General features: G+C 71.7%; 13 protein-coding genes. 2 read left to right on the forward strand and 11 right to left on the reverse strand.

Annotated elements, in window-relative coordinates; translation table 11 throughout:
• Positions 1-48 precede the first annotated feature (48 nt).
• The 3 genes from Vse01_RS15180 to Vse01_RS15190 all read right to left on the reverse strand — a co-directional run bounded on the left by Vse01_RS15180 (position 49) and on the right by Vse01_RS15190 (position 4,779).
• Positions 49-669: an HAD family hydrolase gene (locus Vse01_RS15180; protein ID WP_093401707.1), complete on the reverse strand. Its 621-nt coding sequence runs from the start codon at positions 667-669 to the stop codon at positions 49-51.
• Positions 669-4,283 (reverse strand): chromosome segregation protein SMC, encoded by a 3,615-nt coding sequence (smc, locus tag Vse01_RS15185; RefSeq protein WP_093401708.1) that lies wholly within the window; start codon positions 4,281-4,283, stop codon positions 669-671. Before smc ends, Vse01_RS15180 begins: the two co-directional genes overlap by 1 nt.
• Before the next feature lie 301 nt (positions 4,284-4,584).
• Complete coding sequence (locus Vse01_RS15190; protein WP_093401709.1) at positions 4,585-4,779, reverse strand: hypothetical protein; 195 nt, start codon at positions 4,777-4,779, stop codon at positions 4,585-4,587.
• A 371-nt stretch (positions 4,780-5,150) separates the two neighbouring features.
• On the opposite strand from Vse01_RS15190, the gene Vse01_RS15195 reads away from it, so the two are divergent.
• Positions 5,151-6,515 (forward strand): CAP domain-containing protein, encoded by a 1,365-nt coding sequence (locus Vse01_RS15195; RefSeq protein ID WP_093401710.1) that lies wholly within the window; start codon positions 5,151-5,153, stop codon positions 6,513-6,515.
• Between the two features lie 108 nt (positions 6,516-6,623).
• Positions 6,624-7,466, forward strand: coding sequence for an endo alpha-1,4 polygalactosaminidase (locus Vse01_RS15200; RefSeq protein ID WP_093401711.1), 843 nt, complete (start codon positions 6,624-6,626; stop codon positions 7,464-7,466).
• 34 nt (positions 7,467-7,500) lie between these two features.
• On the opposite strand, the gene mutM is transcribed toward Vse01_RS15200, so the two are convergent.
• The 8 genes from mutM to rsmD form a co-directional block, all read right to left on the reverse strand.
• A complete protein-coding gene (mutM, locus tag Vse01_RS15205; protein WP_093401712.1) occupies positions 7,501-8,358 on the reverse strand; it encodes a bifunctional DNA-formamidopyrimidine glycosylase/DNA-(apurinic or apyrimidinic site) lyase in 858 nt (285 codons plus the stop codon).
• Complete coding sequence (gene rnc, locus Vse01_RS15210; RefSeq protein ID WP_232511031.1) at positions 8,351-9,211, reverse strand: ribonuclease III; 861 nt, start codon at positions 9,209-9,211, stop codon at positions 8,351-8,353. Before rnc ends, mutM begins: the two co-directional genes overlap by 8 nt.
• Positions 9,208-10,170, reverse strand: coding sequence for a phosphate acyltransferase PlsX (locus tag Vse01_RS15215; RefSeq protein WP_232511053.1), 963 nt, complete (start codon positions 10,168-10,170; stop codon positions 9,208-9,210). The genes rnc and Vse01_RS15215 overlap by 4 nt, the downstream gene beginning before the upstream one ends.
• A 120-nt stretch (positions 10,171-10,290) precedes the next feature.
• Positions 10,291-10,464 carry a 50S ribosomal protein L32 gene (rpmF, locus tag Vse01_RS15220; RefSeq protein WP_091435485.1) on the reverse strand — a complete coding sequence of 58 codons (174 nt, stop codon included), beginning with the start codon at positions 10,462-10,464 and terminating at the stop codon, positions 10,291-10,293.
• A gap of 5 nt (positions 10,465-10,469) precedes the next feature.
• A complete protein-coding gene (locus tag Vse01_RS15225) occupies positions 10,470-11,033 on the reverse strand; it encodes a YceD family protein (RefSeq protein ID WP_093401714.1) in 564 nt (187 codons plus the stop codon).
• 170 nt (positions 11,034-11,203) lie between these two features.
• Entirely contained in the window at positions 11,204-11,701 is a 498-nt protein-coding gene (locus Vse01_RS15230) for an SPFH domain-containing protein (protein ID WP_093401715.1), read from the reverse strand.
• Positions 11,702-11,930: 229 nt separating this feature from the next.
• The gene (coaD, locus tag Vse01_RS15235) at positions 11,931-12,416 is read right to left on the reverse strand and encodes a pantetheine-phosphate adenylyltransferase (RefSeq protein WP_093401716.1); all 486 of its coding nucleotides are present in this window, start codon (positions 12,414-12,416) and stop codon (positions 11,931-11,933) included.
• Positions 12,413-12,976 (reverse strand): 16S rRNA (guanine(966)-N(2))-methyltransferase RsmD, encoded by a 564-nt coding sequence (rsmD, locus tag Vse01_RS15240; RefSeq protein WP_093401717.1) that lies wholly within the window; start codon positions 12,974-12,976, stop codon positions 12,413-12,415. The genes coaD and rsmD overlap by 4 nt, the downstream gene beginning before the upstream one ends.
• Between the last annotated feature and the right edge of the window lie 256 nt (positions 12,977-13,232).

The raw sequence follows: 13,232 nt of genomic DNA on the forward strand, positions 1-13,232 counted from the left end.
CACCGCGACTTGCCGCGACCCGGGGTGCGGAAGGTGGTCGGCGCCGGCTCAGCCGGCCAGGACGGCGCGCAGGTAGCGCAGGTCGGCCGGCCCGTTCCAGCGGTACGCCGACAGCCCGGCGGCCCGGGCCCCGCTGATCGCCCGGTCCTCGTCGTCGACGAAGAGCACCCGGGCCGGCGGCGTGTCCAGCGCCGCACAGGCGGCCTGGAAGTACTCGGGTGCCGGTTTGTGCACCCCGATGGCCGAGGAGTTGACCACCACGTCCAACTCGTCGGTGAGCCCCAACGCAGCCAGGTCGGCGTCGAGCAGGTCGGTGGCGTTGGTGCCGAGCCCGACCCGGATGCCGGCGGCCCTCGCCTCGCGGACGAACGTGAGCACCTCCGGGTCGACCTCACCGCGATAGCGCTGCCACTGCGCCACCGCCGCACGCGCCCGCTCGGCGTCACCCACGGACGGCGTGAGCGCGTCGGCCACGCTTGTCATCCAGTCGGCGTGGCTGACCTGGCCGGTGAGCACCGGTTGCAGCCGCCCCCACTGCATGGCGATCTCGCCGAGCACACCGGCGGAGAGGCCGTACTCCCGCTCCACGCCGGCGGCGACCGCCGGATCCCAGCGCCGCAGCACACCGTCGAAATCCACCAGGAGCGCCGTCGCGCGTTCCCGAGCCACTACCCGTTCTCCTCGCCGCGGCCCTGCCGCTCGTCATCCCCGTCGGCCCGGTTGAGCCGTTGACTGATCACCTGGGTCACCCCGCCGCGCATGGTCACACCGTAGAGCGCGTCAGCGATCTCCATCGTCCGCTTCTGGTGCGTGATGACGATCAGCTGGCTCTTCTCCCGCAGTTGCGCCAGCAGGGTGATCAGCCGGCCCAGGTTCACGTCGTCGAGGGCCGCCTCCACCTCGTCCATGATGTAGAACGGGCTCGGCCGGGCGCGGAAGATCGCCACCAGCATCGCCACGGCGGTCAGCGACCGCTCACCGCCGGAGAGCAGCGACAGCCGTTTGATCTTCTTGCCCGGCGGGCGGGCCTCGACCTCGACACCAGTGGTCAGCAGGTCGTCCGGGTCGGTGAGGATCAGCCGGCCCTCACCACCGGGGAACAGCACGGTGAAGACCTGCTCGAACTCTCGGGCGGTGTCGGCGAAGGCGCTGGCGAAGACCTCCAGAATCCGCTCGTCGACATCCTTGACCACGGTGAGCAGGTCCCGCCGGGTCGCCTTGAGATCCTCCAACTGCTCGGAGAGGAATTTGTACCGCTCCTCCAGCGCCGCGAACTCCTCCAGGGCGAGCGGGTTGACCTTGCCCAGCAGGGCGAGTTCCCGTTCGGCCTTGGCGGCCCGCTTCTCCTGCACCGGGCGTTCGTAGCGGACCGGCTCGGGCACCGGCAGACCGTCCCGTTCGGCGGCGGCCACCTCCGCCTCGGTGGGCGGCACCAGCTGACTCGGGCCGTACTCGGCGACCAGGGTTTCGACGGTCAGGCCGAAGTCCTCGGCAGCCTTGGCCTCCAATTGCTCGATGCGCAACCGCTGCTCGGCGCGGGCGACCTCGTCCCGGTGCACCTGACTGGTGAGCCGTTCCAGTTCCGCACCGAACCGTTTCGCGGCGGCCCGCACCTCCTGCAGCTCCGCCTCGCGGGTGGCCCGTTCCCGCGCCACCGCGTCGCGGTGCTCCTCGGCCTGCGCGATGCTGCTGGTCAGCTGGGTCAACGCCGTCCGCGCGCCACCGGCCACCGCACGGGCGATGGCGGCGCCCCGGGTCCGCGCCGCGCGCCGGGCCGCCGCCCGTTCCCGGGCCGCCCGCTCGGCACCCGCCTGCCGACGCAGCGAGTCGGCCCGCCCGGCGATCGAGGCGACCCGCTCCTCGGCGGTACGCACCGCGAGCCGGACCTCCATCTCGTTCTGCCGGGCCTGCGGCACCATGGCGGCGAACTGGTCGCGTTCCTCGGTGGAGGGTTCCGCGTCGATCGGGGTGGCCTCGGCCAACCGCAGCCGCTCCTCCAGCTCGGCCAGGGTGGTCAGGTCCCGTTCCCGGGCCGCCTCGGCACGGGACCGGGACTCGCCGAGGCGGTCGGTCTCCGCCTTTGCCGACCGAGCGGCGGCACCCAACTCGGCGAGCCGGCGTGCCGCGGCGTTGCGGTGGCTCTCCGCCTCCCGCTTGGCCGCTGCGGCGTGCTGCACCGCCTCCTTGACCTTGGCCACCTCGGCACGCGCCTCGACCAGCTGCTCCCGCAGGTCGGCGCTGGTCCGCTCGGCGGCCAACCGATTGGCCCGGGCTTCCTCGACGGCCGCCTGCACCTCGATGTAACTCGGTGCCTTGGCCGACCCGCCGGCCGCCGCGTACGCGCCCACCACGTCACCCTCCCGGGTGACCGCTCGCAGCTCAGGATGTGCGCTGACCACCTCGGCGGCGGCGGACAGGTCCGCCACCAGCACCACGTCCCGCAGCGCCCGGTACACCGCAGGCCGGATCTGCGCGTCGCAGTCGACCAGGTCGGGTGCCCACTGGGCACCGTCGGGCAGTTTCGGACGCAATGCGTCGGCCGAGCCGGTCATTCCCGGCCCGGCGGGGCTGCCGACGAGCAGTCCGGCCCGCCCGGCGTCCGAGATCTTCAGCAGCCGCATCGCCTCGACGGCCTCGTCCACGCCGGTCACCGCGACCGCGTCGGCCAGCCCGCCGAGCGCCGCGGCGAGCGCCGCCTCGTGGCCCGGAGCCACCGTGAGCAGGCCGGCGAGGCCGCCCAGCAGGCCGGGTACCTGGTCGGCACGGGCCAGCAGGGCCCCAGCGCCGTCCTTGCGACGCAGGCCCAGAGCGAGCGCCTCCTCCCGGGCCTTCCAGGTGGCGGCGTCCTTCTCCGCCGCCCGTTCCGCGTCCGACAGGGACCGGACCGTGGCCTGTGCCTGTTCCTGGGCGGCGACGGCCTCGGCGTGCCGGGCGTCCAGGTCGGCGTTGTCCCGGTCCGCCTCGGTGGACTGCTCGGCGACCGCGTCCAGCTCCGCCTGGGCCCGCTCGGCGCGCGCCATCGCGTCGGTGTGCGCGGCGGCGAGCCGCTCGATCTCCTCCCCGGCGCTTGTGGTCCGCGCCCGGGCGGAGTTCACCTGCCCGGTCAGCCGGGCCAGGCCCTCCCGCCGGTCGGCGATCGCCTTCGCGGCGGCGACCAGTTCCCGCTCGGCGGCGGCGAGCTGCCGCTCCAGCTCCTGGCGGTGCTCGACCGCCTCGGCGAGCCGGACCTGGTCGTCGGTGAGCGCCGCGCGCAGTTCCTCCTCCTGTTCGCGGACCCGTTCGGCCTCGGCCTCCAGTTGTTCCGGGTCGCGGCCCGGGCGCTCGTCGTCCGGCGTGGCGGTCAGGTGCCGCAGCCGTTCGACGGCGAGCTGCTCGATCGAGCGGAACCGCTCCTGCAACGCCGAGAGCTTGTACCAGGTGTCCTGGGCGGCGGCCAGCAGCGGGGCATCGGAGGCCAGCGCCTCCTCCAACTCGCCGAGGCGGGACTGCACCTCGGCGTGCTCCGCCTCGACCTGCTCGCGGCGCTGCCGAAGCGCGGTCTCGTCCGCGATCTCCTTGTCCAGGGTGGTCCGCAGGGTGGCGAGGTCGTCGGCGAGCAGCCGCAGTCGGGCGTCGCGCAGGTTGGCCTGGATCACCGCGGCCCGGCGGGCCACCTCGGCCTGCCGTCCGAGGGGTTTGAGCTGTCGGCGCAGCTCGACGGTGAGGTCGGTGAGCCGGTTGAGGTTGGTCTGCATCGCGTCGAGCTTGCGCAGCGCCTTTTCCTTGCGCTTGCGGTGCTTGAGGACGCCGGCCGCCTCCTCGATGAACGCCCGCCGGTCTTCCGGCTTGGCGTGCAGCATCCCGTCGAGCCGCCCCTGCCCGACGATGATGTGCATCTCCCGGCCGATGCCGGAGTCCGACAGCAGTTCCTGAATGTCGAGCAGTCGACACGAGTCGCCGTTGATCTCGTATTCGCTCTCGCCGGAGCGGAACATCCGGCGGGTGATGGAGACCTCGGTGTACTCGATCGGCAGCGCACCGTCGGTGTTGTCGATGGTGAGGGTCACCTCGGCTCGGCCCAGCGGGGCGCGCCCGGCGGTGCCGGCGAAGATGACGTCTTCCATCTTTCCGCCGCGCAACGCCTTGGCGCCCTGCTCGCCGAGCACCCAGGCGATGGCGTCGACGACGTTTGACTTGCCGGAGCCGTTCGGGCCCACCACGCAGGTGATCCCCGGCTCCAGCTTGAGCGTCGTCGCGGAGGCGAAAGACTTGAAGCCCTTCACCGTCAGGCTCTTGAGATGCACCTTCTCGACTCTCGTCCGGTGGCCGCCGTACCGTCGCCCGGCTGCGCGGACCCTGGTAAACCCGCAGACTAACCCGGGACCGGGTGGCGCACCCGACGCGACCCACCTGCCGGCCGCCGGACACCGACCGGACCACACGTCGCACCGAACGGCCGATGCGATCGGCTACGCACAAAGCTGCGCGCCGGCACATCGTGTCGGCGCGCTCGGTGCGGTGGTGCTATTCAGTTGTGGCGACCGGTTGGGTCCAGTCGCTCGTGCGGCGACCGGTGGGTCCAGTCGCTCGTGCGGACCAGGTAGGTCAGGTCAGCGCGGGCTCGGCCAGACGAAGCAGATCGTCTGCCTCCGCCGCAGCCGCCGCGAGCCGATCGTTCTCGGCACGCAGTCGCGTGACCTCGAACTCCAGTGACTGAACCCTGGCACGCAGTCGGGTGACCTCGTCGAGCAGGCGCCGGTCGGGCGCCGCACCTACGTGGCCGTAGAGGGCCTTCGCCATTTTTACTCCTTGATGTGCGCTGCCGGAGAGGCCGGCCAACGCGCGCCCCTGTGAACGCGACTACCATTCCCACAATTTCTGGGCATGGCCGGGCGCGACTGGCGACATCACCATATTGAGCCGACAGCCCCTGCTTCGTCAAGTTCACGCAGGCCGTAGATCATCTCGGCGTCGGCCACACCCGTCTCGGGGGACTGCCACGAGGCGCGGACACGCTCTGTCCGGACGCCCCGACTCTACGCTCCGGAATCGCTGAATACCTCACCCGGACGTACAGGCTCCTCTTAACTCTTCCTTAGCCAGATTGCTGCTGCTCAGACACAACACGTAGCGTCACCCCGGCCCGTAACTGACCCGTGGAGGCGACAGGCGTGCACGGCTGGAATGATCCGATCGACCCGGAGCACACCCCGCGGCGAGCCGAACCACCGACCGACGACCCGGCCTGGTTGACCGACCGGCCGGCGCCACGGTCGTCCTACCTGTTCGGCGACGATCCGGAGGACCCGTCCGACGGGTGGTACCGCGACCAGCCGACCGAGCAGTGGCGGTCCGACGCCACGCAGTCCTACCAGGCGACGGAGACGTACCAGCCGGCGGAGCAGCCGTACCCGGCGACGGGGCAGCACTGGTACGACACCTCGGGCTCGTTCCACCACGACACCTCGGGCTCGTTCCACCCGGAGACCGGCTCGTTCCACCAGGGGCCCGGGCGGCACCACCGCGACGACGACCGCACCGCCGTCCATGCCGCCGATTGGCCCACGCACCACGCGTCGCCGCAGGACAGCTCGTACGCCTACGATGATCGGCTCGATCGGTACACCGATCAGGCAGTCGGGTACTCCGACCGGAGCAGTGCGTACGCCGAGCCGGTCGTCGTTCCCCACTACGGGCCGCAGACCGGGCACCGGGAGGTGGCCGGGGTCGACGAGCCGGCGCTCGAACCGACCGCCCCGGCCCGTCGGTCCCGCCGGCTGCCGCGCCCCCTGGTGATGGGCGGCGCCGCCGCAGCCGCCACCCTCGTGGTGAGCATCGGCGTCGCGGCCCTCGCGCTGCCCGGTGACGACACCCCCACCAACTCCACGGCCGGCGAGGCACCGGTCGCCAGCGCGCCCGCCGTGCCGGAAGAGGATCAGGAACTGGCGCTGGACCTGCCCGAGAGCCAGAGCCCGAGCGCCACTCCCAGCCCCAGCGTCTCCCCCAGCGCCGCGACGGCGTCGCCGTCACCGAGTCGGACGACCCGGCCCAAGCCCGCGCCCTCGCGCAGCACGGCCCCCTCCCGGCTCAGCGCCGAACGCCAGGGCAGCCCGAGCCGGGCGGCCTCCGCCGCTCCGTCCTCCTCCGGCGACGTCGCCTCGGAGGCGGCCGAGGTGGTCGCGCTTGTCAACGCCGAGCGGGCGAAGGCCGGCTGCGGCGCCCTGAGCATCGACGACAAGCTGATGACCGCGGCCCAGCGGCACAGCCAGGACCAGGCCGACCACAAGAACATGTCGCACACCGGCAGTGACGGTAGCGATCCCGGCGACCGGATCGATCGGGTCGACTACGCCTGGCGCACGTACGGCGAAAACGTCGCCTGGAACCAGCGGACTCCGGCGGCCGTCATGGACGCCTGGATGAACAGCGACGGACACCGTGCCAACATCCTCAACTGCGCCTTCACCGAGATCGGCGTCGGTGTGGCGAGCAGCAACGGCCCGTACTGGACGCAGGTGTTCGCCGCACCACGCTGAGCGCGAGTCCTTGTCGGGTCTGCGCTCGTTTGACCGGGTGGGTACGCCGAGACCCGGCGTACCGGCTCGGGCGGCCCGACGCCGCCCCCGCGACCTGCGGAGCTGGCGATGCGGTACGGCCTGGGCGGGCGACCGGCGCGGTGGATGCACCGCCGGGCGCTGCCGGCCGGTCTGACGTTCACGCTGCTGGTCACGGCTGCCGCCTGCCGGCCTGACCTCACCCCGCCCGGGGCGCCGACAAGTTGGCCGACCAGTTCGGCGCGGCACTGGCAGTGGCAGTGGCAGTTGGACGGCGTGCTCGATCCGGACGTCGAGGCGGACGTCTTCGTCCTCGACCCGGTCGGCACCACCGCCGCACAGACCGCCGAGCTGCGCTCCCGGGACCGTCGGCTGGTCTGCCAGGTGCACATCGGGTCGGTGCGTCCGACCGACCCCGACGCCAGCCGCTACCCGGCACGGGTACGCGGCGCGACGATCGCGCGCAGCGGGCGCGTCTGGTTGGACGTACGCCGGTGGGACGTCCTGCGGCCGGTGCTGGCCGACCGGTTCCGGCTCTGCCGTGGGAAGGGTTTCGGCGCGGTGGTGTTCGCCGACGCCGACGGCTACGACCACCGGTCCGGCTTCGCGCTGGAATTCGACGACCAGTTGACGTTCAACCGCCGGGTCGCCACGCTGGCCCGTTCGCTCGGCCTCTCCCCCGGCCTGCTCGGCGACCTGGCGCAGGTCGCCGCGCTCGCACCGGACTTCGACTTCGCCGTCAACGAGGAGTGCGTACGGCTTGGCCGGTGCGACAAGCTGTTGCCCTTCGTCGACGCCGGCAAGCCGGTGTTCCACGTCGAGTACACCGGCGACACCACCGACTTCTGCGTGACGAGCGTCGGCTACGGCTTCGCCTCGATCCGCAAGAACCGCACCCTGGACGCCTGGCGCCTGCCCTGCCCGTCACCCTGACGCGATCGCGGAGCATCCGGCCGGGGTGGTGGTGTCAGGGGCGGGGCTTGATTCGGGGGCGCGGCTGGCAGCGAGGGCAGCTGTAGGACGACCGGTTCATGAACGCCTCGCGGCGAATCGGTGCGCCACAGCGACGGCAGGGCTGCCCCTCCCGTCCGTACGCGTTCAACGACCTGTCGAAGTAGCCGCTCTCGCCGTTGACGTTGACGTAGAGGGCGTCGAAGCTGGTGCCACCCGCGGTGATCGCCTCGCCGAGGACGTCCCGTACGTGCGCGAGCAGCCGCTGGGCGGCCGGGCCGGTAAGCGCGTCGGTGGACCGGGTGCCGTGCAGCCCGGCCCGCCACAGCGCCTCGTCGGCGTAGATGTTGCCCACGCCGGAGATCAGGCTCTGGTCGAGCAGCGCCCGCTTCACCTCGGTACGCCGCCGACGCAGCGCGGCCACGAACTCCGCGTCGGAGAACTCCGGGTCCAGCGGGTCGCGGGCGATGTGGGCGATTTCCGCCGGCAGTGTGCCACCGCCCTCGCTGACCGAGAGCCCGCCGAACGTGCGCTGGTCGACGAAGCGCAGCTCGGGCCCGCCGTCGTCGAAGCGGAACCGGACCCGCAGATGCGTCTCGTCCGGCGCGTCCGTCGGTTGCAGCAGCAGTTGCCCGGACATCCCGAGGTGTCCGACGACGGCGTCCCCGCTGTCCAGCGGCAGCCAGAGATACTTTCCGCGTCGTCGGACGTCGAGCACCTTCCGGCCGGCCAGTACGTCCGCGAAGTGCGCTCCGCCGGGCGCATGGCGACGAACCGCCCGGGGGTGGCGCACCTCCACGGCGTGGATCCGGCGGCCGATGACCCAGCGGGACAGGCCCTGCCGGACGGTCTCCACCTCCGGCAGCTCAGGCATGGTGCGCCTGGGCTCCGACCTCGCCCACCACGTTCCGCTGGCCGTCCATCGCCACGTTCACCTGCTCGTTTGCCGACCCGTCGGCGGTCGTACCGGTCCGGCCATCGGCGGTCGCCCCATCCTGGCCGTCGGCGGTCGCCTCCGCCTGCTCGGTGAGGGTCCGCCACGCCGACTCCGCAGCCCGCTGCTCGGCCTCCTTCTTGCTCCGCCCGTCAGCACCGCCGTACCGGTTGCCGGCGACCACCACCCAGGCGGTGAAGGTTTTCAGGTGGTCGGGCCCGGTGCCCTCGATCCGGTATTCCGGAACGCCGAGGCCGAGCGCGGCGGTCAGTTCCTGAAGGCTGGTCTTCCAGTCGAGCGCGGCGCCCCGGCCGGCGGACTCGGCCATCAGCGGGTCGAACAGCCGGTGGATGACGATGGCGGCGGTGTCCAGGCCGTACTGGAGGTAGATCGCGCCGAGCAGCGCTTCGAGGGTGTCGGCGAGGATGCTGGCCTTGTCCCGACCCCCGGTGGTCTCCTCGCCCTTGCCGAGCAGCAGGTAGGGGCCGAGCCCGTCCGGGCCCAGGCCGCGTGCCACGTCGGCTAGCGCACGCATGTTGACCACGCTGGCCCGCAGCTTCGCCAGCTGGCCCTCGGGCAGGTCGGGGTGGTTCTGGAAGAGCGCGGTGGTGATCACCACACCCAGCACCGAGTCGCCGAGGAACTCCAGCCGCTCGTTGGTGGGCAGCCCGCCGTTCTCGTACGCGTACGAACGGTGGGTGAGCGCGCGTTCCAGCAACTCCGGATCCAGTGAGACGCCGAAGGCGGCCTCCAGGTGGCCGATTGCCGGCCGCCGACGCTTGTCGTTGCTCATGATGTGCGTACCTCGGTGTCGGTCGTGCGATCGGTGCGGTTCTCGGCGAGCAGCGCGGCGACCCGCTCGGTGGCGTCACGCCGCCAGAGACGGGCGGCCAGGGCGATGCCGGAGGCGATGTCATCGGCGCGGGCGGCGCCATGGCAGACGACGACGGTGCCGGCCACGCCGAGCAGCGCGGCCGCCCGGGGCGCGCCGCCACCGGGCGGGGTCCCGCCGGCCATCGCGTACGCGCCTTCGACGGCTTTGAGCAGCACGTTACCGGTGAAACCGTCGGTGACCACCACATCGGCCCGCGTGCCGAGGCAGACGTCGTACCCCTCGACGAGCCCGACGTAGCGGGCCTCGCCGGGCAGTGCCGCCGCGCTGAGCACGGGGTCGGTGAGCCGCCGGGCACGGTCACCCTTGCCGGCTTCGGTGCCCACGGAGAGCAGCCCCACCCGGGGCGCGGCGACGCCGTGGGCGACTGCGGCGTAGGCGGCACCGAGCGCGGCGTGCCGGGCGAGAGTCGCCGGGTTCGGTTCCAGTGAGCCGCCGACGTCGAGCAGGACGACGGTGCCGGAGACGGCGGGCAGCGCGGCAGCGAGGGCCGGGCGCCGCACATCGGGCCAGCGTCCGAGGCCGAGGGCGGCGGCGGTGACGGTTGCGCCGGTGGAGCCGGCGGAGACCACCGCGTCGGCGTACCCGGCACGAACCGCCGCCACGGCCGCTCGGACGGTGGTCTCGGCGCGTGCCGCGCTGGGGTCGTCGGCCATCTCGACGACGGAGTGTGTCGGGCGGACCGTGATCCGGTCCCGTTGTGCCGGGTCCAGGGCGTCGATCAGCGCGCCGGCGGCCCTGGTCGGCCCGACGAGAAGCAGGTGCAGGTCCGGGTCGTCGCACACCGCCCGCAGAGCGCCGTCCACCACGACGGCGGGAGCCTCGTCCCCGCCGAGGAGGTCAACGGCGATCCGTGCGATGCCCGACTCCGTCTCGACGCCGACCGGCCTGGACCGGCCGGCGTCGGCCGGAGTTGCGGGCGATCGCCGGGGGGTGTGCGTCACCCGACCTGTGGTCGGAGACGTCACGCGCCGTCCGGGTCAGACCTCAAGGACCTGGCGGCCGTTGTAGGTGCCGCAGACCGAGCAGGCGGCGTGCGGCAGCTTCGCGGACTTGCACTGCGGGCAGGCGACGGTCGCGACCGCCGCGGCCTTCCAGTTCGCCCGGCGGGACCGGGTGTTGCTGCGCGACATCTTGCGCTTGGGGACGGCCACGGTTCTTACTCCTCTGTACGGGTCAGTTGCGACAGGCCCGCCCAACGCGGGTCGATCTGCTGGTGGCTGTGATCGGCCGGCAGATCGTCCCAGTGCACCCCGCATTCGGGGCACAGACCTGGGCAGTCCTGGCGGCAGAGCGGATTGTTCGGCAGCGCGAGCACCACCGCGTCCCGCAACGCCGGTTCCAGGTCGATCAGGTCTCCCTGCATTCGACCCACTTCGTCCTCTTCGGTGGTGGCGTCCGTGGTGCTGTTCTCGTACGCGTACAGCTCCTGGATCGTCACCGTCACCGAGTCGTTGATCTCGCGCAGGCAGCGACTGCACTCGCCCTGGATCGGACCGCTGACGGTCCCCGAGACGAGCACACCCTCGGACACCGACTCCATCCGCAGATCGAGGTCGAGGCCCGCGCCCTCCGGCACGCCGATCAACTCCACGCCGAGGTCCGACGGTGCCGGGACCACCCGTTCGACGGTACGCAGAGCACCAGGTCGACGCGGCAGCTCCCTCGTGTCGAGGACCAGCGGCGACCTGGGGTCGAGTGAAGTGGGTGAGTTCTTGGGCATAGTCAGACTCCGGCCGGTGAGAGGCCGACAAACGAGGTTACCTGGACGGACGCTCCAGCGTCGAATCGGGGGTGACCGGCCGTCCCGGCACCGGGAGCAGCGGATGATCCCGGCACTGGCGGACAGTCCGGCCGGCAGCGGACGATCCGTTCGACGACCCCGTGTGGTGGTCAGAAGGGCAGCGGACGCTCCGCCTCGTCGCCGGCGAAGGTGCCGATCTCCCGCAGCGCATGCATCTTGTCCCGGCCGCGCTCTATCGAGGCCAGCGCCCGGGTGAGGAACTGCTCGAAGTTGGCCAAGGCGGTGTCGACGTAGTCGTCGACCTCCTCGCGCAGCCGCTGCGCCTCCGCCCGTGCTTCGGCGATGATCCGGGCGCCCTCGTGCTCGGCGGAGACGGTGATCTCGTTCACCGAGACCAGGCGGGCGTGTTCCGCCTCACCCTCGCTGATGATGCGGTCGGCCTCCCGCTTGCCGGCCTCCATGATCTTGTCACGCTCCTCCAGCAGGGCGGCGGCGCGGCGCAGGTCGGCAGGGAGTTCGGCGCGCAGTTCGTCGAGGGCCGCGACCATCTCACCCCGGTCGACCATGCAGTTGTTGCGCGACATCGGCACGGAGCGCGCCTGCTCCACGATGGTGATCAGTTCGTCGATGCGGTCGAGCGGGTCCACCGGTACCTCACTCCTGTCGTTCGTCGGGCCGACCTACATCATGCGGGCTGCGGCCGGTTTCCCGCTTCACCCATGATGTCGTCCCGCACCAACCCCGCACCGCCCTCTCCCCGGGCGTGTCGCCCCACCCCGCCTCGCGATCTTGCACTTTCCGTCCCCGCAAACCACATCGAAAGCGACAGAAGGGCGACCGGAACTGCAAGATCGCGTATGCGAGGGCGGCTCGTGGTCAGGCTGGTGGGGGGACCAGGCGGGCTTTGAGGGCGTCGCGGACCACGTCCGGGACGTGGGGCGTGACGTCGCCGCCCCACTTGGCCACGTCCTTGACCAGGCTGGACGAGAGGAAGGAGTAGAGCGGGTTGGTCGGCATGAACAGCGTCTCGACCCCGGCCAGGCCGATGTTCATCTGGGCCATCTGCAACTCGTAGTCGAAGTCGCTGACCGCCCGCAGACCCTTGATGAGCACGGTCGCCCGCTGCGCCCGGCAGAAGTCCACCAGCAGGCCCCGGAAGGATTCCACCCGCACATTGCCGTAGGAGGCGGTCACCTCCCGGAGCATGTCGATGCGCTCCTCCACGGTGAACAGGCCACTCTTCGACTGGTTTACCAGTACGCCGACGATCACCTCGTCGAACAGCCGGCTGGCCCGGCCGACGATGTCGAGGTGACCGTTGGTGACCGGGTCGAACGATCCGGGACACACCGCACGTCTCATGATCGGCGACCGTACCAAAGGGTGGTCTCGCCGTACCGGCGACTGCGCTGGCCAGTGATGCCTTCCACCCACTCGACCGGTCCGCCACGGCTGGACCGCTCCACCACCACCAATGCCTCCGGCGTCAGCCAACCCCCGTCCACCAGAGCGGCGAGCATCGCGCGGATGCCATCGTCCGGCAGGGCGTACGGCGGATCGGCGAAGACGACGTCGTACGGGTCACCCTCCGCACCGGCGGCCAGCACGGTGGCGACCTTGCCGGTGACCAGTCGGGCCGACGTGCCGACCCGCAGCGCCGCCAGGTTCTCCCGGATCACCCTGGCCGCACGCGGGTCGGACTCGACCAGCAGCGCGTGCGCGGCGCCCCGGGACAGCGCCTCCAGGCCGACGGCGCCCGAGCCGGCGTAGAGGTCGGCGAAGCGGATCCCGTCGAGGTCCACCTCGGCTTCGACCGCGCTGAACAACGCCTCGCGTACCCGGTCGGAGGTGGGTCGGGTGCCGGCACCCGACGGGGCGGCGATCCGCCGGCCACCCAGACTGCCCGCGACGATGCGGGTCATCGCTCGCTCCTGCTCACCTTCCTGACGCTACGCGACAGCGGACCAGCCTCGGGTCGACGGAGCCGCATCGCGACGGCGTGCCGGTCCAGACGGGACAGCGGAGCGTGCCGCCTCCGAATGATCACTATGAGTATATCAATAATCTCGAATTGACAACATCTCACTTAAGCTTCCCTGAGGGCTGTTTCGTTTCTCGCGATCTCGCTAGGGTCTGCCCGGTGCCGGCGCATTGCCGCCGGTAATCGGCAAGGGAGGC

This window comes from Micromonospora sediminimaris, assembly GCF_016863575.1.
Lineage (GTDB): Bacteria > Actinomycetota > Actinomycetes > Mycobacteriales > Micromonosporaceae > Micromonospora > Micromonospora sediminimaris.

Bases quoted from the DNA above. Each gene is read 5' to 3' on its own strand.
- Vse01_RS15225 (WP_093401714.1), bottom strand. From the start codon at position 11,033: ATGCCCAAGAACTCACCCACTTCACTCGACCCCAGGTCGCCGCTGGTC.
- mutM (WP_093401712.1), bottom strand. From the start codon at position 8,358: ATGCCTGAGCTGCCGGAGGTGGAGACCGTCCGGCAGGGCCTGTCCCGC.
- Vse01_RS15200 (WP_093401711.1), top strand. From the start codon at position 6,624: ATGCGGTACGGCCTGGGCGGGCGACCGGCGCGGTGGATGCACCGCCGG.
- rsmD (WP_093401717.1), bottom strand. From the start codon at position 12,976: ATGACCCGCATCGTCGCGGGCAGTCTGGGTGGCCGGCGGATCGCCGCC.
- Vse01_RS15190 (WP_093401709.1), bottom strand. From the start codon at position 4,779: ATGGCGAAGGCCCTCTACGGCCACGTAGGTGCGGCGCCCGACCGGCGC.
- coaD (WP_093401716.1), bottom strand. From the start codon at position 12,416: ATGAGACGTGCGGTGTGTCCCGGATCGTTCGACCCGGTCACCAACGGT.
- rnc (WP_232511031.1), bottom strand. From the start codon at position 9,211: ATGAGCAACGACAAGCGTCGGCGGCCGGCAATCGGCCACCTGGAGGCC.